Source organism: Aeromonas sp. TECH754 (genome assembly GCF_056279295.1).
Genome location: NZ_JBWBRA010000001.1, coordinates 506,993 through 532,058 on the forward strand (window position 1 = coordinate 506,993; position 25,066 = coordinate 532,058).

19 protein-coding genes and 2 pseudogenes are annotated in these 25,066 nt (G+C 62.9%); 10 read left to right on the forward strand and 11 right to left on the reverse strand.

What is annotated here, in order from left to right; genetic code table 11:
* Positions 1–29 precede the first annotated feature (29 nt).
* Together ACZ9IL_RS02275 and ACZ9IL_RS02280 are read right to left on the reverse strand one after the other, a co-directional pair.
* Positions 30–707: a Crp/Fnr family transcriptional regulator gene (locus ACZ9IL_RS02275; protein WP_476002031.1), complete on the reverse strand. Its 678-nt coding sequence runs from the start codon at positions 705–707 to the stop codon at positions 30–32.
* A gap of 147 nt (positions 708–854) precedes the next feature.
* Positions 855–1,271 carry a DUF1398 domain-containing protein gene (locus ACZ9IL_RS02280; protein ID WP_476002032.1) on the reverse strand — a complete coding sequence of 139 codons (417 nt, stop codon included), beginning with the start codon at positions 1,269–1,271 and terminating at the stop codon, positions 855–857.
* A gap of 90 nt (positions 1,272–1,361) precedes the next feature.
* Here ACZ9IL_RS02280 and ACZ9IL_RS02285 point away from each other — a divergent pair.
* Positions 1,362–1,520: pseudogene (locus ACZ9IL_RS02285) on the forward strand (GNAT family N-acetyltransferase); the annotation flags it as partial.
* 326 nt (positions 1,521–1,846) lie between these two features.
* Positions 1,847–2,404, forward strand: coding sequence for a DUF3332 domain-containing protein (locus ACZ9IL_RS02290; RefSeq protein WP_476002033.1), 558 nt, complete (start codon positions 1,847–1,849; stop codon positions 2,402–2,404).
* A gap of 72 nt (positions 2,405–2,476) precedes the next feature.
* Here the strand turns inward: ACZ9IL_RS02290 and ACZ9IL_RS02295 are convergent, their stop codons facing one another.
* The 3 genes and pseudogenes from ACZ9IL_RS02295 to mobA all read right to left on the reverse strand — a co-directional run bounded on the left by ACZ9IL_RS02295 (position 2,477) and on the right by mobA (position 5,039).
* A complete protein-coding gene (locus tag ACZ9IL_RS02295) occupies positions 2,477–3,538 on the reverse strand; it encodes an FUSC family protein (protein ID WP_476002034.1) in 1,062 nt (353 codons plus the stop codon).
* 349 nt (positions 3,539–3,887) lie between these two features.
* Positions 3,888–4,398 (reverse strand): annotated as a pseudogene (gene mobB, locus ACZ9IL_RS02300) (molybdopterin-guanine dinucleotide biosynthesis protein B); the annotation flags it as partial.
* On the reverse strand, positions 4,395–5,039 hold the full coding sequence (gene mobA / locus ACZ9IL_RS02305) for a molybdenum cofactor guanylyltransferase MobA (protein WP_476002035.1): 645 nt from the start codon (positions 5,037–5,039) through the stop codon (positions 4,395–4,397). The gene mobA and the pseudogene mobB, both read right to left, overlap by 4 nt.
* A gap of 274 nt (positions 5,040–5,313) precedes the next feature.
* On the opposite strand from mobA, the gene ACZ9IL_RS02310 reads away from it, so the two are divergent.
* A complete protein-coding gene (locus ACZ9IL_RS02310) occupies positions 5,314–7,020 on the forward strand; it encodes an NAD-dependent malic enzyme (RefSeq protein WP_476002036.1) in 1,707 nt (568 codons plus the stop codon).
* Between the two features lie 86 nt (positions 7,021–7,106).
* Here ACZ9IL_RS02310 and ACZ9IL_RS02315 read toward each other — a convergent pair whose 3' ends face one another.
* A complete protein-coding gene (locus tag ACZ9IL_RS02315; protein ID WP_476002037.1) occupies positions 7,107–8,267 on the reverse strand; it encodes a hypothetical protein in 1,161 nt (386 codons plus the stop codon).
* Positions 8,268–8,575: 308 nt separating this feature from the next.
* On the opposite strand from ACZ9IL_RS02315, the gene ACZ9IL_RS02320 reads away from it, so the two are divergent.
* From ACZ9IL_RS02320 to ACZ9IL_RS02330, 3 genes are all read left to right on the forward strand, one after another.
* Positions 8,576–9,814, forward strand: a complete 1,239-nt coding sequence (locus ACZ9IL_RS02320; protein ID WP_476002038.1) for a uracil-xanthine permease family protein — start codon at positions 8,576–8,578, stop codon at positions 9,812–9,814.
* A 161-nt stretch (positions 9,815–9,975) separates the two neighbouring features.
* The gene (locus ACZ9IL_RS02325) at positions 9,976–10,713 is read left to right on the forward strand and encodes a dienelactone hydrolase family protein (RefSeq protein ID WP_476002039.1); all 738 of its coding nucleotides are present in this window, start codon (positions 9,976–9,978) and stop codon (positions 10,711–10,713) included.
* 100 nt (positions 10,714–10,813) lie between these two features.
* Entirely contained in the window at positions 10,814–11,389 is a 576-nt protein-coding gene (locus tag ACZ9IL_RS02330; RefSeq protein ID WP_476002040.1) for a lipid-binding SYLF domain-containing protein, read from the forward strand.
* 93 nt (positions 11,390–11,482) lie between these two features.
* On the opposite strand, the gene pgl is transcribed toward ACZ9IL_RS02330, so the two are convergent.
* Positions 11,483–12,505, reverse strand: a complete 1,023-nt coding sequence (gene pgl / locus ACZ9IL_RS02335) for a 6-phosphogluconolactonase (RefSeq protein ID WP_476002041.1) — start codon at positions 12,503–12,505, stop codon at positions 11,483–11,485.
* Between the two features lie 32 nt (positions 12,506–12,537).
* On the reverse strand, positions 12,538–13,305 hold the full coding sequence (locus ACZ9IL_RS02340) for a helix-turn-helix transcriptional regulator (RefSeq protein WP_476002042.1): 768 nt from the start codon (positions 13,303–13,305) through the stop codon (positions 12,538–12,540).
* A gap of 246 nt (positions 13,306–13,551) precedes the next feature.
* Between ACZ9IL_RS02340 and ACZ9IL_RS02345 the strand changes: the two genes are divergently transcribed.
* The 4 genes from ACZ9IL_RS02345 (at position 13,552) to ACZ9IL_RS02360 (ending at position 19,115) form a co-directional block, all read left to right on the forward strand.
* The gene (locus tag ACZ9IL_RS02345; protein WP_476002043.1) at positions 13,552–14,649 is read left to right on the forward strand and encodes a substrate-binding domain-containing protein; all 1,098 of its coding nucleotides are present in this window, start codon (positions 13,552–13,554) and stop codon (positions 14,647–14,649) included.
* A gap of 51 nt (positions 14,650–14,700) precedes the next feature.
* Positions 14,701–16,185 (forward strand): sugar ABC transporter ATP-binding protein, encoded by a 1,485-nt coding sequence (locus ACZ9IL_RS02350; RefSeq protein ID WP_476002044.1) that lies wholly within the window; start codon positions 14,701–14,703, stop codon positions 16,183–16,185.
* Between the two features lie 311 nt (positions 16,186–16,496).
* Positions 16,497–17,477 carry an ABC transporter permease gene (locus ACZ9IL_RS02355; RefSeq protein ID WP_476002045.1) on the forward strand — a complete coding sequence of 327 codons (981 nt, stop codon included), beginning with the start codon at positions 16,497–16,499 and terminating at the stop codon, positions 17,475–17,477.
* Positions 17,478–17,507: 30 nt separating this feature from the next.
* Positions 17,508–19,115, forward strand: a complete 1,608-nt coding sequence (locus ACZ9IL_RS02360) for a glycoside hydrolase family 3 protein (RefSeq protein ID WP_476002046.1) — start codon at positions 17,508–17,510, stop codon at positions 19,113–19,115.
* A 113-nt stretch (positions 19,116–19,228) separates the two neighbouring features.
* Here the strand turns inward: ACZ9IL_RS02360 and ACZ9IL_RS02365 are convergent, their stop codons facing one another.
* The 3 genes from ACZ9IL_RS02365 to pykF all read right to left on the reverse strand — a co-directional run bounded on the left by ACZ9IL_RS02365 (position 19,229) and on the right by pykF (position 24,859).
* Positions 19,229–19,846: a LysE family translocator gene (locus ACZ9IL_RS02365; RefSeq protein WP_476002047.1), complete on the reverse strand. Its 618-nt coding sequence runs from the start codon at positions 19,844–19,846 to the stop codon at positions 19,229–19,231.
* Positions 19,847–19,978: 132 nt separating this feature from the next.
* Positions 19,979–23,299, reverse strand: coding sequence for a mechanosensitive channel MscK (gene mscK / locus ACZ9IL_RS02370; protein ID WP_476002048.1), 3,321 nt, complete (start codon positions 23,297–23,299; stop codon positions 19,979–19,981).
* A 147-nt stretch (positions 23,300–23,446) separates the two neighbouring features.
* Positions 23,447–24,859, reverse strand: a complete 1,413-nt coding sequence (gene pykF, locus ACZ9IL_RS02375) for a pyruvate kinase PykF (RefSeq protein WP_476002049.1) — start codon at positions 24,857–24,859, stop codon at positions 23,447–23,449.
* Positions 24,860–25,066 lie beyond the last annotated feature (207 nt).

The following is a 25,066-nucleotide window of genomic DNA, read 5'->3' on the forward strand; positions in this document are numbered from 1 at the left end:
CTCTTTGTTGTTGCTGTTTAACCGGCTACTTATGGCTGCTCCAGAAACCCCTTGAGCCCCGCCAGATCGCGGATCTGCAACCCCTCCTCGCCGCGCGCCACCAGTCCCTTGTCCATCAGCTCCTTCACCGCCCGCCGGTAGACCCGGTCCGTGGTGCCGAAGCGTTCCGCCTCCTGATACCCCTTGCGAAAGCCGCTCACCGGATTGTCGTGGCAGTGGCTGTGATAGAGGTCGAGGGCGATGTTGTAGCTGATGGGGTAGAGCATGCGGCAGGTGAAGATGTCCACCGTGTCTTGATAATCGATGGCGATGGCCGTGGCGAAGAAAAGTGCCACCTTGGGGTGGACGACCAGCGCCTGCTCCAGCCGTTCGCCGTCGATGCGGGCCACTTCCAGTGGCTCCTCGGCGATGATGTCGAGCTGGCAGCGGTAGCCGGTGAAGAACTCCATCTCGCCAAACAGCTGGTTATCGCATTCCAGGGTGCCGAGCTGAAAGCGGCGGCCGTTCATGGCAGTGTGGCCCATGGCGATGCGGCCGCTCTTCACAAGCACCAGATCTCGCAGCGGTTCGCCCTGCCGCATCAGGGGCTCCCCCTCGGGGATGAGACGCAGCTCCGTGATGCAGGAGCTGACCACCTGTTCGATCAGATCGTTGCCGGCCTGCCAGTGGGGTTGAAAGCGCCCCTTGAGAAGAGGTTTGAGTTGCATGAAAGACCCGGAGCTCGATGAAAACCGGTGATTATTACACACGTTCCCCTCCGGATACTCCAGTCTTCGATAATGTGGCATCCAGCCTCGGCCACCTTGACTTCTTTCACCTCTTCGGTCAGGGCGACCGCCAGGAGATCCTTGGGATCAGGGTAGAGTCACCGCCGGGTAGGCTTCCACATAGCACTCACCCAAGACGCCGACGTAGCTCACGGTGCGGGCGTTGAAATCGACCTCATAGGCGACGACGCCAGCCTGCCAGGCGGCGCTCAGGAACTGCTCGAAGCTGCTCTGGCCCGCCTGATCGGTGCGCAGGGCGCGGATCAGGGCCTCCTCGTTGAACCTCGGCACATCAATGATGCCGCTCACCAGCGGCGTGCCCTGCATCACCACATTACCCAGGGCGGTGAGATAGAGACTCTGGCAGGCGGGCAGCGACCAGCGGTTGTGGGTCACCCCGGCGGCGCGCAGCACCTCGGCGAGGTGGGGGAAGCCACCCACCGCGGGGCGTGTTTCCATGGCGCGTTGCAGGGCGGCGGTCAGGTTGTGGATGGCTTGGCTCATGGGTTCTTCTGTGGTTGTGGCGCGGGGCGCGGGAGGAATGAACGGATTGTGATCGACCCGGATTCGCCTTGCAATGGCGGGGCTGGGGTCGGCATGGCCGGCGCCCTGCTGGATGCCATGCTGGCCTATGCTCGCGAGCAGCAACTGGGCAAGCTGTGGCTGCATGCCAGCGACGAGGGCCGCGCCCTCTATCTGCGGCGCGGCTTCGTGGCCAACCCGGCCTATCTGGAATGGCAACCCGCGAGTTGATCCCGAGAGTCTCAGGAAAACCTCGACGGTCAGGCAAGCGGGTGCATGCACAACGCGGCCATCGAGTCGGGAAGGGCTTGGCAGTTGTGGTCGAGATCCGGCAGGAGGCAAACCGGGTCTGCGAGACGGTATCCAATCTCTCCCTCTGAGCGGGGCGACTCGCCAGGCGCCGGCCCCTGCGACGGCATTTGGCAAGAATGTGTCTTGCGTGCGCGGTCAGTCGCCCAAGCTGAATGCCGACTGAATCGCCTCCGGATTGCGAATTGTCTCCCCCTGCCGCCTTGTTTAGGCTGCCGGCTCATTTTTCATTGAGCGGGTAGAAAAAGATGGCAGTTGGACAGAAAGGCAGGGCCGCGGCACTGCTGCTGGGGATGGTGGCGAGCCTGGGTCTCGGCGGTTGCATGGGGCAGATGGGGATCTCCTCCATGTTGACCAAGGGTAACCTCAGCGCGGTGGACAACCGTTACGGTCGCGCCGGCGTCTTCATGCTGCTCTCCCCCGTCTATGCCGTGGCGGCGACGGCGGACTTGTTCGTGTTCAACACCATCGAGTTCTGGTCCGGCAAGAACCCCATCACCGGCAAGGCGCCGGCGCTGGTGGATCAGAAGGCCGATACGGTGATCAAGGTCAACCAGCACCTGGACCCGGCCCTCAACAAGGTGCCGCTCGCCATGCTGCCGCAAGGGGTGCGCGAGGTGGAGATAAGCTACCCGAACGAGCGCAGCGCCCAGATGGAGATCCACTATCTCGACGGTCGCAACAGCATGATGCGCGGCGAGAAGCGGGGCGAGCTGCTGGATATCTATCTCGATGGCAAGCTGGTCTCGACCCTGACCGAGCAGCAACTGGCCGAGATGAGCCGCGAGCAGCGCGGCATGGCCTGATGGCGCAAGCGCGTCACGTCTGAGCCGAGCGGTGAAATTGCACCGGTCCAAGAGCCCCTTCGGGGGCTCTTGTTATTTGCGGGCGTAGGGCTGCAGCACCAGCCCGAGCAGGCGGCTCAGCTGAGTGAGCTGCTCGGTGAGCTGGACGTTGAGCCACAGATAGCCGCTGATGGTGGCATCGCCCTCGGCGCTGAGCCGCACCTGGGCGCGAACCTGGGTTGCAGCCTCGTGCAGGCTGGCGAGGGCCCGTTCGGCATCCTGGCGATCGCCGCTCTTGAGCATGAGGGCGAGCTGGGTGATCAGCGCCTCGGTCGCCTGCTGGCAGGCTCGCAGCTCCGGGGTGCTCTGCATCAGGAAGTGGCTCTGGCGATCGTTCCAATAGGTGTTCGCCAGCATCTCCAGGGTGCAGAGGGTGTTGCGCATCGTGGTCTGGATGGCCTCGAACAGGGGGGCGCCCAGGCGAGTCTCCTTGACGGCCGGGGTCAGCAGGGGGCGCAGGCTGACCATCTTGGCGAGCAGGTGGGAGTGCTTCTGGGCAAGCTTGGGACGCTCAAGCACATTGGGGGAGAGGTGGGTGTGATAGAGGCGATGGGCCATCAGCAGGGTGTCGTGCATCTGCAGCCGCCAGTGGGTGTAGGCCCGCTGGGGGTAGATGCTGCAGAACATCAGCGCCAGCATGGAGCCCAGGATCACGTCGCCACTGCGCCACAGGGCCGTCTCTATGTCACCCGGCGCACCGCCCATGACCACCCCTAGGGTGATGCCGATGAGCAGCCCCACATAGGGGCGCTTGCCGAGCGCCAGGTAACCGCACAGGAACATGATGGCACAGCTCCAGACCAGCATCAGCGGCAGGGAGTAGAGCTCGAGATAGAGCGCCACCACGCCGCAGGCCGCGCCGAAGATGGTGCCGACCACCCGTTGCAGGGCCCGTGACAGCACGTTGCCCCAAAACGAGATGGGCCCCATCACCACCACCAGGGTGATGAGCGGCCAGGTGCTCTCCGGCAGCTTGATCTCCCGGGTCAGCAGGAAGGTGAGGGTGAAGGCCAGGGCGATGCGCAGACCGTGCACCAGGCGATAGCGGCCATAGATCAGCAGATCGAATCGGGAGAGCGGAGCATTCAGGCGCAAGGGATGATCTCATCTAGGGTGGATAGGGGCCCGCAGGGGTCGCGTCAGTCCGGCAGCAGGCGGATCCAGACTCGCTCGCCCTGGACTATGGGTCGCCCGTTGGTCGGCAGTTCAATCAGGCAGTTGGCGCACGGCTGGGCGCTGGGGATCAGAGCATGGGCCGGGCGCACCCGCAAGCTGCCGTTGGCATCCTGCTCGAGGTGGCCGGGCTGCATCTGCATTGCTCCCTCCTGGCCCGTACCCGCCGCTATTGCCATCGGTATGTCGACAAGGATGCGGGCCATCAGCCGCAGGGGCTGGCGTGCCTTCAGATCGGCGGGCTGGGATAGAAGATCATCAGGTGCGGTGTTGCGCTCGGCCAGCCAGTGGCAGATAAAGTCGGCGATGGCGTCCAGCTCGTCGAAGCCGAACTGGGGCAGAACAGTGGCCTGGGGGCTGTCGCTCACCAGGGCCATCACGTCCGGATCGTCCGGGAACAGCAGGGGCCGGCCGATGGCGCCGCGATGCAGCTCTATCTTGGGGAAGTGCTCGTGCTTGAAGCCCTCGATCAGCAGCAGATCGAGCCGCTCCCAGTCGAAGCCGGCCAGCAGATCGGCAAAGGGTGTCTCGCCGTCCGGGGTCTCGACGATGCGCGCGTGGCGCAGGCTGGAGGCTGCCATTACCTGACCGGCACCGGCCTTGCGCAGGCGATGGCTGTCCTTGCCCGGCTGATCGATGTCGAACTGGTGGTGGGTGTGTTTGAGCACGCCGAGCAGCAGGCCGCGCTGGTTCAGCAGGGGAATGAGTTTCTCCAGCAGGGTGGTCTTGCCGGTGCCGCTCCAGGCGACGAAGCCGAGCAGGGGCAGAGTGGGGCCCTTCATGAGACAACCCCTTGGCGGGGCGAGGAGGCGCCGAGCAGACGCGCCTCATACTCCGCCAGCTCGCTCGGGCTGTTGAGGTTGATGAAGGCGTCCGGCTGGTCGGCAAAGCTCACCACCGCCATCCGGTGGCGGGCAAACCAGGCGGCGGCTTTACGCTCCCCTTCCGCCAGCGCCTGTTGCAGCGAGGGGAGCAGGGACTGGTGCAACAGGGCGACCACGGGTTGCAGATGGGTGCCGTCATGGGCCACCACCAGCTCGGCCGTCGGCTGCGCGGCCAGGGCGGCGCGAAAGCGGGCCATCAGATCCGGCGGCAAACAGGGCCCATCACAGGGCACGAACAGCACCCAAGGGTGGCGGGCGGCGGCAAGCCCCGCCTGCATGCCGGCGAGCGGTCCGAGGAAGTCGGCGTTGTCGTCGCCGATCACGGGGGCGAGCTCGCGGTAGCGCGCCTCACTGCGGTTGGCGTTGATCCGCACCTCGTCCACCTGGGGTCGCAGCCGCTCTAGCACGTGCTCGATAAGCGGCCTGCCCGCCAAGGTGACCCAACCCTTGTCATCGCCCCCCATGCGGGTGGCGCGGCCACCGGCCAGGATCACGGCACAGACGGGAAAAGCGGGGGGCTGGGGATCGCGGATGCTCATGGTACTCCATCAGGGTCAAGGGGGAGGGCAGGGTTCTCATCCATCGAGACAGGAGGGTGAGAAGCGTGGCTGCGCCGACAATCTGCCGATCTTGCGCCAAGAGTGGCGCCGGAGCAACCCGCTGTCTGCCCCACGGCAAGCAGGGAGACGGGCTTTGGCCGCAGGGTATGCCTGAGCTCACAAAACAGAATCCCTAAACGTCATATGATCAGAGCCAATCTGAGTCTTGCTCTCCTGCCTAATGGCAACTTCATGTAAATCAAAGAGAATGACTATGGCTACCGGACAATATCTGTTGTGGAAAGACGCGCAGGGAGAGGATTTTCGCCCCGTCGCACTGACTGGCACCGATCTCCTCAACGATCGCAACCTCAACAAGGGCACCGCCTTCACCGAACAGGAGCGCACCGACTTCGAGCTGGGCGGCCTCTTGCCGCCCCAGGTACAGACCTTCGAGGCCCAGCTGGAGCGGGTCTATCAGGGCTTCCTGAGTGCCTGCAGCGATATCGAGAAGTATCAGAACCTGCGGGCACTGCAGGATCGCAACGAGACCCTGTTCTACGCCCTGCTGTCGCGCCACGTGGAGGAGATGACCCCCATCATCTACACCCCGACCGTGGGCAAGGCGTGCCAGGAGTTCAGCCACCGCTACCAGAAGGCGCGCGGCCTCTACATCACCCAGAAGAACGTCGATGACATGGGATCCCTGGCGCGGCACATGGATGCCAAGTCGGTGCGCATCATAGTCGTGACCGACAGCCAGGGCATCCTCGGTATCGGCGATCAGGGGGTGGGCGGCATGGGGATCCCCATCGGCAAGCTTTCCCTCTACACCCTGGCGGCCGGCATCCACCCTGCCTGCTGCCTGCCCATCGCACTGGACGTGGGCACCGATAACCAGACATTGCTGGACGACCCCATGTACCTGGGTCAGCCCCATAGACGCATTCGCGGCAAGGAGTATGACGACTTCATCGACAAGTTCGTGGCCGGCGTCAGGCGCCACTTCCCCAATGCGGTGCTGCAGTGGGAAGACTTCAGCAAGTCCAACGCCTTCAACAACCTGTCGCGCTACCAGCAGTCCCTGCCGTCGTTCAACGACGACATTCAGGGTACGGGCGCCGTGGTGCTGGCGGGGATCCTCGGGGCGGTCAAGTCCAAGGGAGAAACCCTGGGCCAGCAGAACTATCTGGTCTATGGTGCCGGCGCAGGCGGGGTCGGGGTGGCGGATCAGATCTGCGGCGGGCTTATCCGCGAGGGGCTGGATCCGCAGGCGGCGCGGGATCGCATCTACATCATGGACACCCAGGGACTGGTGTGTGACAACCGGGAGGGGCTCGACGAGTACAAGCGTCGCTACGCCAAACCGGGGCTGCTGCTGGCCCAGTGGGGCGTGCAGAAAGCTTGCCTGATAGAGGTGTTGCGCCATGTGCCCATCACCGTGCTGCTCGGCACCAGCGGGGTGGGGGGCGCCTTCCAGGAGCAGCATATCCGGCTGATGCTGGAGCATTGCGACAGCCCCATGGTGTTCCCACTCTCCAACCCGACCGCCAACTGCGAGGCGCTGCCGGAAGACATCTACCGCTGGAGCCAGGGGCGCGCCATCGTCGCCACCGGCAGCCCGTTCAAGGACGTGCACTTCGAGGGGCAGGATCACCGCATCGGTCAGGGCAACAACGTCTTCATCTTCCCCGGCGTGGGCCTGGCCGCCATCGTCAGCCAGTTGCGCGAGATCAGTCCCGACATCTTCACCACGGCGGCTTTCGCCCTGGCGGAGTGCGTGAGCGAGGCGGATCTGGCTCGTGGCACTGTCTACCCGCGCATCAGCGAGCTGCGCAACATCTCGGTGCACGTGGCGACGGCGGTGCTCAAAGACATAGTGCGAAGGGATCCTTCTCATCCGCTCATCGGCCAGGATCTGCAGCAACACATCCTGAGCCACATGTGGGAGCCGCTCTATCTGCCCTATCGCAGGGTCTGACGACTCACCGGCGAATACGACGAGGGTGGCTTGAGCCACCCTCTTTTTTTGTCGGTCCTGAGTCGCCTGTCGGCCACTCGCGCCTATCACTGTTTCTTGGGCAGCAGCAGGCTGTCGTCGACGGTGCCGTCGCCCCTGAGCTTGTTGCCGTTGGCATCGACGGCATCCACGCCGTTGTCGTCGATGGTGCCATCGCCCCTGAGCTTGTTGCCGTTGGCATCGACGGCATCCACGCCGTTGTCGTCGACGGTGCCGTCGCCCCTGAGCTTGTTGCCGTTGGCATCGACGGCGTCTACGCCGTTGTCGTCGACGGTGCCATCGCCCCTGAGCTTGTTGCCATTGGCATCGACGGCATCCACGCCGTTGTCGTCGACGGTGCCATCACCCCTGAGCTTGTTGCCGTTGGCATCGACGGCGTCCACCCCGTTGTCGTCTACCCGGCCACCGGCGTGATGCTCTCCGCCGGCATGGTGATCGCCACCGGCGTGTTGCTCTCCACCGGCATGGTGATCGCCACCGGCGTGCTCGCCGTTGCCATTGTCATCACCGCCATGGCTGCTTCCGCTGTTGCTTCCACCACCGCTGTTGCTTCCACCGCCGCTGTTGCTTCCACCGCCACCGCCGCTGTCGTCACCCCCTTTGTTGTGAACGATCAGCGAGTTGGCGATATAGCTGTGGCTACCATCTAGGATCAGATTAAACAGCGCCGTGGTGGGAGGAGATGCGATGGAGTAGAGCGATTCGACCAGCAGCTCGTCCGGCTGGGGAGCCAGCGCCAGATTGCCGGTGATCGCGCCCGCCGTCGGCCCGCACAGGATGCGCATGCCGGTAAACAGTGGCAGCGCGGCCAGGGCAGGCTGCTCGGCACGAGTCATGGCCGGGGAGATAGCTGCCCAGCCACGGGAGGTCAGGAAGGGGTGCTCCGCCGTGAAGAAGGGCGGCAGGTTGTTGAGGCCGTAGAGTCGCCGCTCGCCGAGCATGACCCGCTCGACCGCCAGGATCCGGTTGACCTGGCCGTACTGGTCTTGCACGAGCTCTCCCGCCTGCAGACTGTCGATGGGGCGTTCACTCCCGTCGGCCATCAGGATGCGGGTGCCGGCGATGAAGCAGGATTTGGCCTGTGCCTGGTTCAGTTGCCACTCGTGGTGGGCGAAGTCATAACTGAAAGGGCTGGCAAACAGGGCGAGTGCAATCGCTGATCCCACCAGCAGTTTGCGCTGGCTGGGTTTGAAGTGAGGTAGTGACATGGGGGACTCCTTGTCCGGCTTGATTGACGTGTTCAAGTATAGAGCGCTCCCTCGTTCAGACCCCTGAATGGTCATTGACAAAATAAACTCAGTGGAAAAACGTTTTGCGTCTGCTATGAAAGTGCGTAAAATCGCATACTCGATGCTTGTCGCAACGAATCCCGCCTAAAAAGCCAGTTTCATGCCCTCCCCAAGCAGTAAAAGGTAACGTATGAAGCCCATCGGCTCATTTCATACCTTGAAAACCTGTGATGATGACTGAAAAGTGTCAATTATCCCTGTCAGTTATCAAAAAATTAAGGACACCCATGTTTTCCTTGGTCAAGCAAAGTGTCGCCGGGCTGCAAATACTGTTTGTCGCCTTCGGTGCCATGGTTCTGGTGCCCCTGCTCACCGGACTGAACCCCTCCATGGCCCTGCTTGGCGCCGGTGTAGGCACCCTGCTGTTCCAGCTCTGCACCCGTCGTCAGGTGCCGATCTTCCTCGGCTCCAGCTTCGCCTTCATCGCCCCCATCATCTACGCCACCCAGACCTGGGGGCTGCCGTCCACCATGTTCGGTCTGTTCGCCGCCGGCTTCATGTATTTCATCCTGGCGGCCATCATCCGCGTGCGCGGCATGGGCTTCGTGCACAAGCTGCTGCCGCCGGTGGTGATTGGCCCGGTGATCATGGTGATCGGGCTGTCGGTCGCCCAGGTCGCCTGCAACATGGCCATGGGCCGCGCCGGCGGTGAGCAGGTTGTGCCTGCTGGCACCGCCCTGACCCTGGCGGGGATTTCGCTGGCGGTGACCCTGATCGCCGCCGTGTTCTGCAAGGGCTGGATCAAGCTCATTCCCATCCTGTGTGGCGTGATTGCCGGTTATGTCTCTGCCGTGCTGATGGGTCAGGTGAGCTTCGATGGCATGGTCAACGCTCCCTGGTTGGCGCTGCCCCACTTCGAGACCCCGGAGATCAACTGGGCCGCCGCCCTGTTCATGCTGCCGGTGGCCATCGCCCCCTGTATCGAACACATCGGCGGCGTGCTCGCCATCGGTGGTGTGACCGGTCAGGACTACACCAAGAACCCGGGTCTGCACCGCACCCTGGCCGGTGATGGCATCGGCGTCTGCTTCGCCGGTTTCATCGGCGGACCGCCCGTCACCACCTACGCCGAAGTGACCGGCGCCGTGATGATCACCCGTAACTTCAACCCGGTCACCATGACCTGGGCCGCGGTGTTTGCCGTCATTCTGGCCTTCTTTGGCAAGTTCAATGCGCTGCTCACCTCCATCCCGATGCCGGTGATGGGCGGTATCATGCTGCTGCTGTTCGGATCCATCGCCGCCATCGGCCTCAAGACCCTGGTGGAGTCCAAGGTGGATCTGGGGCTGTCCCGCAACATCGCCATCGTGGCCGTGACCCTGACTGTGGGGGTTGGCGCGCTGGAGATGAAGATCGGTGACTTCGCCCTGGCTGGCGTGGGTCTGGCCTCGGTGGCCGCCATCCTGCTGAACCTGATCCTGCCTGCTCACTCCGAGACTGGCGTCATGGATGCAGCCAAGGATTAAGGCGCTGCCCATCCTTCATCTGTGTTCGCCAAGAGGCCACCCCAGGGTGGCCTCTTGCTTATGGGTCAAGCGTAGAGAGAGGGCGGTGAGGAGCCCGGAACGGCGCCCCGGCCTCTGGCGGCTACAATCAGGAGCGTCATTCACAGGTGAGGGAAAACGAGATGAAGAAGGCATGGATCCTGGCCCTGCTCGGGCTGATATGGGGCGGCGCGGCTCAGGCCGGCGCGGTGCGCTACGAGATCGAAGGCCAGCCATTCGAGGGTTACTACCTGGCGGCCGGCAAGCAGGCGCCGCTGGTGCTGCTGGTGCATGACTGGGATGGGTTGAACGGCTACGAAATAAAGCGCGCCGAGATGCTGGTGGCGCTCGGCTACAGCGTGTTCGCGGTGGACTTGTTCGGTGCGGGGGTCAGGCCGACCGCCATGGAAGAGAAGAAGAAGCTGACCGGGGCCCTCTATCAGGACAGACCAAGGATGCGCCAGTTGCTCACAGGAGCCCTGGCCGAGGCCGGCAAGCTCGGTGGGCGGCTCGACAATGCGGTAGCACTCGGTTACTGCTTCGGGGGGGCGGCCGTGTTGGAGCTGGCCCGCAGCGGCGCCGATCTGAAGGGGGTGGTGAGCGTGCACGGTGGGCTGGAGACCCCGGCCGGGCAGGATTACAAGCAGACCAGGGCGAGCCTGCTTATTCAGCATGGCAGCGCGGATCAGGCGGTGTCTCTCGGTCAATTTGCGGCGCTGATCGCCGAGCTGGAGAGCGCCGGCATCAAGCATGAAGCCGTCAGCTACAGCGGTGCCCCTCACGCGTTCAGCGTCTTTGGCTCCGAAAATTACCGCGCCGACGCCGATGCCAAATCCTGGCGGCGCTTCACCGAGTTTCTCGGGGAGGTGACCAAGGGCTAACGGCGTCAGGTGTGGGGCTCGGGCATATACTCATCTGGTGAAGGGGTCCGTCCCGTGAGGGGCCGACATCGCACAGATTGATAGAGCAAGGAGTCATGATATGCGTCAGATGCGGTTATGGGGCCAGATCCTGGTCGTGCTGCTGCTGATCGGCTGCGCTGCCAAAGGCGATACCCCGGCCCAGCAGCGCAATACCATAGTGCAGATGCGCCAGCAAACGCTGTCGACCCTGTATGGAAAGGCGCCGGACATCAAGCGGGAAGTGACCCGATCCAGGGGCTATGCCGTCTTTAGCAATGTGAACAACAACCTGTTGTTGCTCAGTGCGGGGAGCGGCTACGGGGTGCTGAGGGACAACAGGACCGGCCGCGATACCTACATGAAGATGGCCACCGCCGGGTTCGGAGTGGGCATGGGGATCAAGAAATTCCAGGCGGTGATCATCTTCAACGATGCCGCCGCCCTGGATCGCTTCATCACCACCGGCTTTGATGCCAGCGCCCAGGCCGACGTGGCGGCGAAATCCGCCGAGGATGGCAAGGTGGTGGTCAGCGAGGCGGCCAACGCAGATTTCCAGAAGGTGAAGATGTACCAGCTCACCGAACAGGGGGTGGCGGTGCAGGCCACCATGCAGGGTTACAAGTATTGGCCGGATGATGCGCTCAACGGCAAGTAGCGCCACCGGCTCGGATCATCCCGGTCTCAGCCTCAGTCACAAGCGGCGCCTTTGAGCGCCGCTTGTTTTTTTACTGCCTTTCCTGCGCCACTGTCAGTGGCCAGCCGCGGTTTCTTCTGCCAGCGCCAGCACTCTCACCCACATGGCCCCTCTGCCCACCGGCTGGCGGGACAACAGCGCCAGATGCCCCGTCTCGGGGTCTATGCGGTGCAGTGCAATATCCTGAGACTCCTGCCCTGTGACCACCAGAGAGTGGCCGCTGTGGTCGATGGCAAAGCCGCGGGGACAGGGCTCGGTCGGGAAATGGGCGAGGGGAGTCAGGGCGCCGTCTCGCTCATCGACCTCAAACAGGGTCAGCAGGCTGCTGGCCCGCTCACAGGTATAGAGGTAACGGCCGTTCGGGGTGAGGTGAAGGTCCGCCCCCCAGCGTTGCCCCTCATAGCCTGCGGGCAGCATCTCCAGGCTCTGGCGTTCCTGAATACGGCCATCCGTCTCCCTGTGATAGCGGTTGAGGGTGCAGTCGAGCTCGTTGAGGCAGTAGAGATCGCCGTTGCTCGGGTGCAGCGCCAGATGGCGGGGCCCGGCGCCAGCGGCGGTGTGAATGTCCCCCAGGGGGTGGGGCACCAGCTGGCTTTGCTCGTTCAGCGCGAAGCGGCGGATGGCATCGTCCTTGAGGCAGGCCACCAACAGCTCCTGCTCGCCCTGTACCGTCGTCAGCAGGGTCACCGAATGGGCAGCCATCAGGCCGTCGATACGCTGGTGCGGTGCCTGCACCCGGCCCGCCTCGTCCATGGGCGAGACGCTGACATGGTCGAAGGCGTAGGAGGCGGCGAAGAACAGCCGACCCGACTCATCGGTGCAGGTGTGGGAGGCGCTGCCGAGCAGCGGTGCCGACACCGGCGTCCCGAGTCGGCCATCCGCCGCTATGGGGTAGCTCTGCACCGCGAAATCGGGCCGCACGCCGGCATAGAGCCAGCGCCGGTCCGGGCTGATGACCAGAGGCTGCACCTCACCGCCGGTCTGCACCTGCTGCAGCGGGACCAACCCGGCTTCCGTCAGCTGAAAGACATGGATCAACCCGCTCACCGGGTTGGCGACATAAACCACTTGCTGCATAACAGGCTCCTGAGAATGAGGGGGCATACAGATTATTTTTCCAGGCTGAGCAGGTAGTTGCGCAGATTGACCCCGCGATTGGCCAGCCCCAGCTTGATGCGCACACTGTTGCGGTGATTCTCCACCGTCTTCTTTGCCACGTTGAGGGCGCTGGCGATCTCCTGGCTGGACATGCCGCTGCGAATGAACTCGGCTACCTGCATCTCGGAGGGGGTCAACACCGCCAACAGGCGCTGGTTGCCGTCTCCCGCCAGGCTCTGCAGGCTGTTCTCCATGCTGGCGCGGATCAGCTCCAGACACATCTTCAGGGCCGGATCCTGGATCTGTTGCAGCTTCTGCTCCACCTCCGGCAGATGGCGGCCGATCAGTTGCAGGCGCTGGGCCTCCATCTCAGGTGTCGCGCTGTCGCTGAGGGCCGCCAGGGAGTGGCTGAGCTCGTTGATGAGCCGGTGATCCTGCTCGATGGCGCTCTCCTGCAGGTTGTCACTCGGTTTTATCTGCAGGCACCAGATGAGCGGTTGCGCCGGATCTTCATGAGCGAACAGCTCGAAGGCGAGGTTGAGGATCTCGAAGTGCAGGGGAGGCAGGTGGCCACGGATGCGCTGGCGAATGGCCTTCAGATAATCCGGGCCGACCAGGAATACCAGGTCATCCAGCCGATTGAGGACCAAGGTATCGACCGGGTAGCTGGAGGCGACCACCTGCTCCTGCTCATCGAAGGCGATGAAATAGAGATCGTTGCGCGCCAGCAAACGATGACAGAGTCCCTGCTCGGCGAGGGAGGTCAGCTTGTTACTCATTGCCCATCCGGTTCCGCTTCCTGCGGTGTTGCATGCGAGAGCCCCATCGACGCCTTTTGTCCCGTTGCCAGGGACAATAAACACCTAGGTATCTCCGCCAGAACACCCATTCATTAACAAAAAACAAACACACATGTGATTGGCGTCACGAAATGATCGAGACATTTGGTGAGCGTCGTCGCATTAAAGGCTATAAAACACCTAGATAATACCTATCGACCACTCAATGGATATAGGGAGAATACCATGCTGGCAAAGACCTTACCTCAACACTTTTTAGCTGCAGGGCTGGCGGGTGCCATGCTGCTTGCCGGCCCAGCCACCGCGCAGGAGGCCGCGACGACGCTGGGACCGAACGGTGAGCCCCCCACCCCCTATACCCAGATAACACTCAGTATCGAGCAGCAGGCCCAGGCGAAGGCGAAGGAGTACACCGCCGCCATTCTGATGCACACCACCTCGGATTGGTCGAGTGCCCTCATCAAGGGAGCCAAGGAGAAGTTTCAGGAGTTGAACGTCAAGGTAGTGGCGGTGACCGATGCCGAGTTCAATGCCAACAAGCAGAAGACCGATGTGGAAACCGTGATGGCCATGGCCCCCGACATCCTCATCACTCTGGTGGTGGATCCCGTCTCCGGGGCCGCCGCCTTCCGTCCCGCGGTTCAGCAGGGCAGCAAGCTGGTGCTGATCAGCAACCTGCCGACCGGTTTCCAGCACGGCAAGGACTATGCCGGCATCGTCACCGACGATCTGTTCGAGATGGGCGGCCTGGCCGCCGACATGCTGGCCAAGACGGTGGGCGAGCGGGGCAAGATCGGCTTCATCTACCACGAGGCGAACTACTACGTCACCAACCAGCGGGATCAGGCGGTGCTGACCAACCTGGCCAAGCATCATCCCGGCATCCAGATCCTGGCCAAACAGGGGATCGCCAATGCCAACGACGGTGAGGTGGTCGCCTCGGCCCTCATCACCCAGCACCCGGACATTCAGGCCATCTACGCTCCCTGGGACTCCATCGCCGAGGGGGTGGTCGCCGCCACCCGCGCCGCCGGGCGCAAGGATATCAAGGTGATCACCATGGATCTCGGGGCCGCCAACGCGCTGGACATGGCCAAGGGGCGCAACGTGGCTGGCATAGTGACGGACCTGCCCTACGATCTCGGCCAGACCCTGGCCACCATGGGCGTGCTGGCCAAGCTGGGCGAATCGACGCCTCCCTTCGTCACCGTCTCCGCCGATGCGGTCACCCGCGCCAATCTGGCCGATGCCTGGCAGCAGGCGCTGCGCCGGGAGCCGCCGGCGGCCGTGATCAAGGCGCTGGATCAGCCCCTCAGTCAATAAACGGACAGTGACGGCTCTCTTACGCGGGGTTTCTCATGCAAGGAGTAGGACATGGATCAGTACGCAATCGAGGCGAGCGGTATCAGGAAGGGGTTTGACGGCATCCCCGTGCTCAAGGATGTGTCGTTTCGCCTCAAACGGGGGGAGGTACACGCCATCGTCGGCCAGAACGGGGCTGGCAAGTCCACCCTGGTCAAGCTGCTCAATGGCTTTCACGGTCGGGACGGGGGCGAGGTGCTGCTGTTTGGCAAGCCTTGCCACTTCAGCACCCCGAGGGAGGCGCAGGCCGAGGGGATCGCCATGGTCTATCAGGATCTCAGCCTGGTACCAACCCTGTCGGTGGCCGACAACCTCTTCCTGGCCGGTGGCGGTGAGGAGGGGGCCCTCATCTCCAACCGGGAGCGGATACGCCGGGCCCGGCCCCTGCTGGCCATGCTCGGGGTCGAGCTGGATCCGGCCTGCGAGGTGGGGAAACTCAGCGTCGGCCAGCAACAGTTCGTCGAGATAGCCAAGGCCCTGGCCCAGAACGCCCGCATCCTGGTGCTGGACGAGCCGACTGCGTCGCTGTCCAGCGGCGAGATCAACGAGCTGTTCAAGGTGATCGCCACCCTCAAGGGGCAGGGGATGTCCATCATCTACATCAGTCACTATCTCAGCGACATCATGCGGGTCTGTGATGCGGTGACCGTGCTGCGTGACGGCCACACCGTGCTCGCCACCCCGACCACCGGCACCAGCGTCGAGGCGCTGGTGGAGGCCATGCTGGGCAGCAAGGGGGATACCTCCCTGAGCTGGTCACGTCCGGCCTCGCCACCGGGAACCGTGCCGTTGCTGGAGCTGCTTGAGGTCTCCAACGAACAACTGCACGAGGTGTCGCTGCGGGTGCTGCCGGGCCAGGTAGTGGGGTTGGCGGGGCTGCTCGGCAGCGGGCGCACCGAGATCCTGGAAGCCATCTACGGTCTGGCTCCCGTGCGACGCGGCGAGATCCGCATCCAGGGTGAGCCGGTGCGGATCCGCTCCCCCAGGGAGGCCATCGCCCTTGGCATCAACATGGTGCCGGAGGAGCGCCGCAGTCAGGGCTTGGTGCTCGACTTCTCGGTGGCGGACAACATGCTGATGGCGGCCTATGACCGCCTCACCCAGGGGCTGGGGCTGGACAAGCCGAAGGGGGATGCCATGGTGCGCGATCAGATCAAACGGTTGGGGGTCAAGACCAGCGGACCCGAGCAGTCGGTGCGCTTCCTGTCCGGGGGCAATCAGCAGAAGGTGGTGATCGGCAAGTGCCTCTCCACCGAGGCCAGGGTATTGCTGCTGGATGACCCCACCTTCGGCATCGATATCCATGCCAAGTACGAAATCATGAAGATAGTGGACGGCTATGTCGCCGCCGGCAACGGCGCCCTCTTCGTGTCGAGTGAATATGCCGAGGTCGCCAGCTTCTGTGACCTCATCTACGTGGTAAACAAGGGCCGCATCGTGGCTTGTCTGGAAGGACGGCGCATGAGCGAAGAGACGCTGCTGGCGGCGGTGCAATGACAAGCGAGGAGTCCCATGTGGTGAACAAGGGGCATATGGTCGCCTGTCTGGAAGGACGGCGAATGAGCGAAGAGACGCTGCTGGCGGCGGTTCAATGACAAACGAAGAGTCCCATGTGGTGAACAAGGGGCATATGGTCGCCTGTCTGGAAGGACGGTCGATAAGCGAAGAGACGCTGCTGGCGGCGGTGCAATGACAAGCGAGGAGTCCCATGTGGTGAACAAGGGGCATATGGTCGCCTGCCTGGAAGGACGGCGAATGAGCGAAGAGACGCTGCTGGCGGCGGTTCAATGACAAGCGAGGGATCAAGGATGAAAGATTTAACCCTACCGGCGGCGCCCAAGAGCGGCCGCATCAACTGGCGCGACTACATCATCTATCTGGTGTTTGTCGGCATCTTCGTGTTCTTCTCGGTGGTGCTGCATGACAAGGGCTTTCTGAGCTCGGTCAACCTGATGAACATAGCGCGCCAAACCGCCACCATCGCCATCATGGCGGTGGGCATGACCTTCGTCCTGAGCGCCGCCGAGATCGATCTCTCGTTCGGGGCGACGGTGGCCCTTTGCGCCATCGTCGCGGCCCTGACGCTGCAAGAGACGGACAGCATATTGCTGGCCATATCGGCGGCGCTGCTGGTCGGCACAATGATCGGGGCCATCAACGGCCTGTTCGTGACCCAGGTCGGCATACCCTCCTTCCTGGTGACACTCGGCACCACGGGGATCATCACCGGCATAGCGCGCTGGTCCACCTCGTTGCAGTCCATCCCCATCGACAACGATCTCTACGTCTTCATCTTCGGCTCCGGCGACATCGGCCCCATCTCGGTGCTCTTCGTCTGGACCATTTTGGTGACCGTGGTGGGGGCCATGGTGCTGCGCAACACCCGCTTCGGCAAGCAGGTGCTGGCCACCGGCGGCAACAAGATCTCCGCCATGTATTCGGGCATCAACATCAATCGCATCAAGCTCAATGTGCTGATGCTCAACGGCTTCCTCGCCGCCCTCGCGGGCATCCTCTACTCGGGACGGCTGCAGAGTGCCCGCTACACCCTGGGGGAGAATGATCTCATGCTGGTGATCGCCGCCGTCATCATTGGGGGGACCAACCTGTTTGGTGGCAAGGGCACTGTGGTCGGGTCCGTCATAGGCGCGCTCATCATGGGTATGGTCAACAACGGCCTGATCCTGATGGGGTTGAACGTGGATCAGCAGCTGATCCTGCGCGGTATCATCGTCATCGTGGCCGTCACCTTCACCATGGGGCAGCTCAAACAGCTGCGCAAACAATAAGTTCACCCTCAGACAACCAAGGAAGAGACCATGCAGATAGATGCCGAGGTGGCGAACATCATCGCCCGTTGGAGCCTCAAGGAGAAGGTGGGTCAGCTGTTCATCCTGGCCTTTCCCGGCAAGTCGGCCGAGACCATCCGCCCCCTGATCACCGAGTACAACCTGGGAGGCTGTTACCTCAGCCAGGACAACAGCGACACCTTCGAGGAGGCCCAGCGGCTGACCCGGGCGCTGACGGACATAGGTGCCGGACAGGGGCGGTTGCCGCTCCTGCTCGGGGTGGATCAGGAGGGAGCCTGGGGGGTGCTGGTGGGCGAGTCCACTACCGGGCCCGGCAACCTGGCCCTCGGTGTGGCGGAGCAGGGCCAACAGACGGAGCGCATGTACAGCGTGATGGCCGAGGAGATGCGCTTTGCCGGCTTCAACTGCATTTTGGGGCCCTGCTGCGACGTCAACTTCAACCCGAGATCCCCCATCATCGACAGCCGCGCCTTCGGTGACAGGCCCACCAGGGTGGCGCTGCACGCGGCGGCGGCGGTGCGTGGCCTGCATGGCGGCGGCATCTGCGGCAGCGGCAAGCATTTTCCGGGGCACGGCGACACCCAGGGTGACAGCCACCGCGAGATCCCCAGGGTCGACAAGTCCCTCGCCGAGCTGCGCAAGCAGGATCTGCTGCCCTTCCAGGCCGCCATCGACGCGGGTGTGGAGCTCATCATGACCAGCCACATTCTCTACCCGCAGATCGATGCCGAGCGCCCGGCCACCCTGTCACCCGTCATCTTGCAGGATCTGCTGCGCACCGAGATGGGCTTCGAGGGGCTCATTATCTCCGACAGCATGAACATGGGTGCCATCGTCCATCACTATTCGCCGCCCACGGCGGCGGTGCTGGCGCTCAAGGCCGGCGTCAACATGATCATGCTCTCCGAGGAGCACTACGACCACAGCGACGGCTACCTCGACAAACAGCTCGCCATGATCCACGGCATCATGGCCGCGGTGGCGGCGGGGGATCTGGACGAGGCACTGATCGATGCCGCCCTGGCCCGCATCGTCGCCTTCAAGCTCGCCAGGCTGGTGCCCATGGCGCTTTATCAGCAGGTTGACATGCCGGCGCACCAGCGGGTGGCCAGGGAGTGCGCCGGTGCGGCGCTGACCTGGCTGCGCCAGGTGCCGGCGCTCGACGAGGCACCGCTCTATGTGCTCAATGCCACCCCGACGGCCAGCTACCACAACCTCACCAATGCCCGCGGCATAGGCCCCAATCAGCGCGAGCCCGCCTACGACCACTTTATCGCGGCCCTCGGCCAGGGCCAGCGGCGGGTGCGAGAGGTGGGGCCAGGCGAACTCGACCGTCTGGGAGAGGGCTGGCTGGTGCTGGTGACCGAAAACCACCCTCTGCCCGGGGAGGACTTCGATCAGCAGGAGGCCCAGGCGCTGGTGCGCCGGCTCAGCTCCGAGGTGGACAGGCTGATCGTGGTGGCGCTGCGCAGTCCCTACGATCTGCTCGGCTACCCAGAGGTGCGTTACTACCTGTGCAGCCATTCGGCCAGGCCGGAGAGTGCCCGCGCCGCCGCCGAGGTGTTGCTGGGCCGCCTCGAGACACGACAGGGCCGGGCGGTGAGCCTGGTCAGTTGAACCGGTTTCTCCCGCCATCTGGGGATGGCGGGATCCCTGGAAGCTCATCGGCTCCTGTAGCTGAGAAGGTGATTGAGACCAACATAATGAACAGGCCCCGTGAGGGGCCTGTTTTATTGGGAGACCAGTTGTCCCCAGAGCTCGTGGACCACGGGCAGTACCGACAGGGCCAGCAGCGCCCCCATGGCGTGGTTGAAGACGCGACGGGCACGGGGGCTCGTCAGCCAGCGCTTGAGCAGGGTGCCAAACAGCAGCCAGGCGCCGACGCAGGGGAAGGAGACGATGAAGAAGGTCAGGGCTATGGTCAGGTTTTGCTGGTAGAAGCCGACTCCGGCGCTGGTGAAGGCGGCGATGGCGCCGGTGGCAACCACCCAGGCCTTGGCATTGACCCACTGGAACAGGGCGCCCTTGAGGAAGCCGAGCGGTGTCGCCTGTGTTGCGCCGGCGACCTCATCGGTCGAGCGGGCGATCAGCCAGGCCAGGTAGAGCAGATAGAGGGTACCGACGCACTTGATGAGGAGGTGCAAGTCGGGGAAGAGCGTAAAGAGCTGGCCGAAGCCCAGACCCACCAGCAACAGCATGATGGTGAAGCCGACGCAGATACCGGCCAGCAGCGGCAGACTGCGCCTGACCCCGAAGTTGGCGCCGGCGCTCATCACCATGATGTTGTTGGGGCCCGGGGTGACCGATGACGAGATGGCGAACAGCACCACGGCGTAGAGATAGTCCATTGCAGTCCTCAGGTAATGACATTCCATTGTCCCATCTATATTGGGGGGCCTGGCCCGCTTTCAAGGCATCTGCCGCGTTCATAAAAAAACAGGCCCCATGACGGGGCCTGTTTGATACGAAAGGAGCCTGGGTCAGGCCGGCTTGCCACCGCTCTGGGGGGGCAGGGATTGGCGAGATTCCACCTTCTGCTCATCCCCTTGCTTGTTCTTGATATGGACGTCCATCTGATTGAATGCGATGTCGATGCCGTGCTCGCGAAACAGCTGATCAATCTTGCGGTTCAGCTCGTCCACGGCCGGGTTGCGATCACCGAGCTCGCTCACGAAGAAACGCAGCTCGTGATCCAGGGTGCTGGCGCCGAAGGTGAGGAAGTAGACGATGGGAGCCGGATCCTTCAGTACCCGGCTGTTGTCGTCCGCCGCTTGCTTGAGCAGGGTACGGGTCAGCTCCAGATCCGAACCGTAAGCCACCCCGACCCGCACGATGACGCGGGTGACGGTGTCGGTCAGGGACCAGTTGATCAGCCGCTCCGTCATCAGCGCCTTGTTCGGGATGATCACCTCCTTGCGGTCGAAGTCGGTGATGGTGGTGGCGCGGATGCGGATCTTGGAGACGGTGCCGGAGAAGGTGCCGATGGTGACGGTGTCGCCGATCCGGACCGGTCGCTCGAACAGGATGATGATGCCGGAGACGAAGTTGCCCACTATCTCCTGCAGGCCGAAGCCGATACCGACCGTGAGACCCGCGGCGAGCCACTGCAACTTGTCCCACTGCATGCCCATCAGGGAGAGCGCGGTGAGGGTACCGACCCCGATCAGCACGTAGTTGAGCATGGTGGTGATGGCGTAGGCGGTGCCCTGGGCGAGACGCAGCCTAGAGAGCACCAGCACCTCCAGCAGACCGGGCAGGTTGCGGGCAAGAGACCAGGCGGCCCCCAGCATGAAGACCGCGGTCAGCACGTCGCTCAGGCTGACCGGATAGAGCACGGCATTGGCGCCGGTACCCTCGCTCTTGTGCCACAGCACCATGCTGTCGAGGTAGGAGAAGACCGCGACCAGATCGGACCAGAGCCAGTAGAAGGCGACCCCGAACACCAGCAGCAGCATGGTGCGGGTCAGACGCAGGGACTGCTGGCTGACTTCTTCCAGATCCGTGACCGGCTCCTCGATGGCCTCACCCCCTTCCGCATCCTCCAGGGACTTGTGTTCACGCTTGGCGACGGCGCGGCGATAGGCCAGGCGACGGGCCGCCAACTCCAGGCCGCGCAGGGCGGTGCGATAGATCAGGCTCCAGATGATGATGAGGTAGAAGGATTCGATCAATCGGCCGGTCAGCTTCAGGGCCGTGTAGTAGTAGCCGAGCGCCGCCAGCACCATGAGCGCCACCGGCGCCAGGGCCAGTGCCACCGCCGTCAGGGTCTGCAGCATGCTGGCTTCGCCCTTGATGCGGGCGCGGGAGATGGGCAGCACCAGATAGGCGGTAAGTCCCAGCAGCGCCAGGGTCAGGGCCTGGCCGATCACGTCGTTGCCAAGAGACGAAGGCTCTACCACAGCCTTGGTAGACAGCATAATCAGTGGTAAAAGCGGCAACCAAAGGTAGCGCATGCTGGTGCGCTTGGCTTGCAACTCGGTTCTGGAAATGCGGAAGTGACTCTCACCCATGCCGCCCGGGCGCATCACCGACAGGTAGACGCTGAACACCAGATAGCCGAGCGCCAGGTTCAGGGTGATCTGGAAGATGAGTTTCGGGCTCAGCAGACCGCAATAGGTGAGCCAGAGCCCGGCGGCCAGGATGAACAGGGTGCCGGGTAGCCGTTGCAGCACGGTGTAGAGCAGGGCGCGTGGGGTGTGCCACTGGCTGTCATGGCGGAAGCGGCCGAGATCCTTGGCGATCCGTTGCTGGCGATCGAGGATGGTTGGCCGTTTCCACAGCAGCAGGCCGCCGACCAGCAAGAGTGGCAAGGCGAGCAGGGAGACCGGCAGCAACATCTCGCCCCAGCCGCTCCAATCCGGTTTGAGCACCAGCTCGGAGGCCTGTTTGTAGGCCTGGGCGGGCCAGGTGATGAGCCACTTGCCATCGATGGGTTTGTTGCTGCTCACCCAGAAGATGTGTTGTTGCAGGGTGAATTCGATGGAGGCGTAGACCCGGGTCAGCTGCTGCTGGGTCAGCTGCAGGCTGATGGCGTTGGTCAGCTGGCTGTCGAGTTGGCGGTTGAGCTGATCGAGCAGGCTGATACGGGTCTCGATGAGACGGGTGAGGTTCGCCTTGTCTTCTTCGCTGATCGGCTCGTTGCTGCTGGCGATGAGGTTGTCCAGATACTGGGTCTTCTGGAACAGCAGATCCCGCTGCTGGCTCAGTTCGAACTGGGCAAGGTGCAGGTCGGCTATCTGCTCCTCCAGATTCTTCACCAGCACGGAGGGTGCGGCTTCCAGCTGTTGATAGAGCTGATAGAGGATACGCGACAGCAGCAGGTTGCCCTTGAGCATCTGCACCTGTTCATTGAGGTTGCGCTCGGTCTGGGTGCCGCGCTCCAGCCAGCTCTTGGCCTGCAGATTTTTTTGAGCCAGCGAGTTGAGGCTGGTGGTGGCGGTGATCAACTGCTGGCTGAGCTGGTGGTTGATCTCCTGCTCTTTCTGTACCAGCGGGTTGTCCTCGGAGGCCACCAGCTCGCCGGTCTGCTCGGCGGTTCTCTCGGTGTCGCCGAGGCGCTTGGCGCTGCTCTGCTCCTGCAGCGCCAGCAGTTTTTGCTCTTCATTGGCCAGCCGTGCGCTCTGGTAGTCGCGCTGCTTGACCACCAGATCCTGCATGCTGGTGCGGTTATCCAGCTCCTTTTGCAGGTTGGCCAGCTGCAAGTCCAGCAGCGCCAGCTCGGTGCCCAGCTTCATCTTCTCGGCGCTGCTGATGCTGTCACCGGAATTCAGACGGGTGCGGATCTCCTGACTGCGCTGGTAGGCGCGGCTCATGTTGGCCTGGGCCCGCTCCGGCAGGGTCTGCAGGTTGGTGATCTGGCTGCCGATGGTGCCGAGCGCCTCCTGGGCCTCCTGTAGATTGGCCATGATCTCGGTCTGGCGGCTGTCGAGCTCCGCCAGGCTCATGCTGGCGTATTCACTCTTGAGTTGCTCCGGGCTCTTGCCCTGGGTCAGGTTGTCGAGCTTGGCGCCGATCTCTTTCATCTCGGCGGGCAGGGTGCGTAGCCGCTGGGTCTGGGCCTTGGACTTGGCCTGCTCCTTCTCGATGTTGTCGAGCAGGCTCAGGGTGTCGGTCAGCAGCTTCTGATCGGCCTGCTGGCTGACGGTGAGGGTATCTGATTTGCCGAGCGCATCGAGGGCCCGCTGCACGGTGGCCCGTTGCGGTACGTCTTGTGCCATGGCCTGGGGGGCGCAGAGGCTGATGAGTAAACAGAGCAGCGGCAGCAGGGTGGCCGAGGCTCTTCTGAACTGTATTGAGGGCATAAAACGTCCGGGTTATTACGCGAAATTCGGGAGGTTTCCCACTGGGGGGGAATTCGCGTGGATTCTAACACCGGCTTTAAAAACGAAGCAGGGGGGCGGATAAAAAAAACGGCGCCCGAAGGCGCCGTTTCATCGGTTCAGGACTAATTACAGTACGTGAACGGAGGCGGTGTTGGTCGTGCCGCTCGGTACCAGGGCACCGGAAACCATGACCACGACATCACCCTTCAGACCCATGCCGCTGGCCAGCGCCGCTTCTTTACCGATGCGATAGAAATCGTCGGTGGAGGCGATGCTGTCAACCACGTGAGCCACTACACCCTTGGTCAGCACCAGCTGGGCAGCCGTCTTCTGGTTGGTGGTCACGGCCAGGATCCAGGCTTTCGGGAAGTACTTGCGAATGGCCTTGGCAGACTTGCCGCCTTCGGTGGCAACCACGATCAGCGGGGCATCCAGCTTCTCGGAGGTCTCTACCGCGCCTTTACAGACGGCTTCGGTGATGCGCAGCTTGTTGCTGTCGTTGGCAGCAGACAGGTTGGACGGCATCACGGCGTCGGTACGCTCGCAGATGGTGGCCATGATGGTCACGGCTTCCAGCGGGTATTTACCCTTGGCGGACTCACCGGACAGCATGACGGCATCGGTGCCATCCAGCACGGCGTTCGCCACGTCGCCAGCTTCGGCGCGGGTCGGACGCGGGTTCTTGATCATGGAATCCAGCATCTGAGTGGCGGTGATGACCACTTTACGTGCCTTGTTGCACTTGGTGATGATCATCTTCTGGGCGAAGATCACTTCTTCAACCGGGATTTCCACACCCATGTCGCCACGGGCAACCATGATGCCGTCGGACACCGCCAGGATGTCGTCGAAGTTGTCCAGGCCTTCCTGGTTTTCGATCTTGGAGATGATCTGGATGGCTTCGCCACCGTTGGTTTTCAGGTGCTCACGGATTTCCAGTACGTCTTCTTTCTTGCGGATGAAGGAAGCAGCAACGAAATCAACGCCTTGCTCGCAACCGAAGATGAGGTCACGCTTGTCTTTCTCGGCCAGGGCCGGCAGCTTGATGGAGACGCCCGGCAGGTTGACACCCTTGTTCTCGCCCAGATCACCGTTGTTCAGCACCTTGCAGATGACTTCACGTTCGGTGATTTCGATGACGTCCAGACCGATCAGGCCGTCATCGACCAGGATGCGGTTGCCGACGCGCAGATCGCTGGCGAAGCCGGCGTAGGTCACGGCGACGGTATTTTTGTTGCCAACCACGGTCTGGTCGGTGGTGAAGGTGAAGGTCTGGCCGGCGACCAGAGAGACATCGTTGCCACCTTCCAGCTTCATGGTACGGATTTCCGGACCCTTGGTATCCAGCAGAATGGCTGCGCGGGTGCCGGTTTCGGCCATGACTTCACGCAGGTTGCTGATACGGGTGCCGTGCTCGGCGTAATCACCGTGGGAGAAGTTCAGACGCATGACGTTCATGCCGGCATCCAGCATCTTGGTCAGCATTTCTTTGGATTCGGTCTTGGGACCGATGGTGCAGACGATTTTGGTCTTTTTCATGGGAGTCTTCATGGTTAAGGAGTTTCCGCCGAGCAATATACACCAGTTTTTGGATACTTTTTATGATCCAGAAACAACGTTTTGAGCTAAAACCGCCTCAATTTACAAGATAACGTTTTCGCTCACTGTTGATTTTAGGGGCTAAAATAATTGGTTTCCCAGATCTCAGCCCATTTGGTTCCCATTCATCGCGCGCACAGGCGTCGA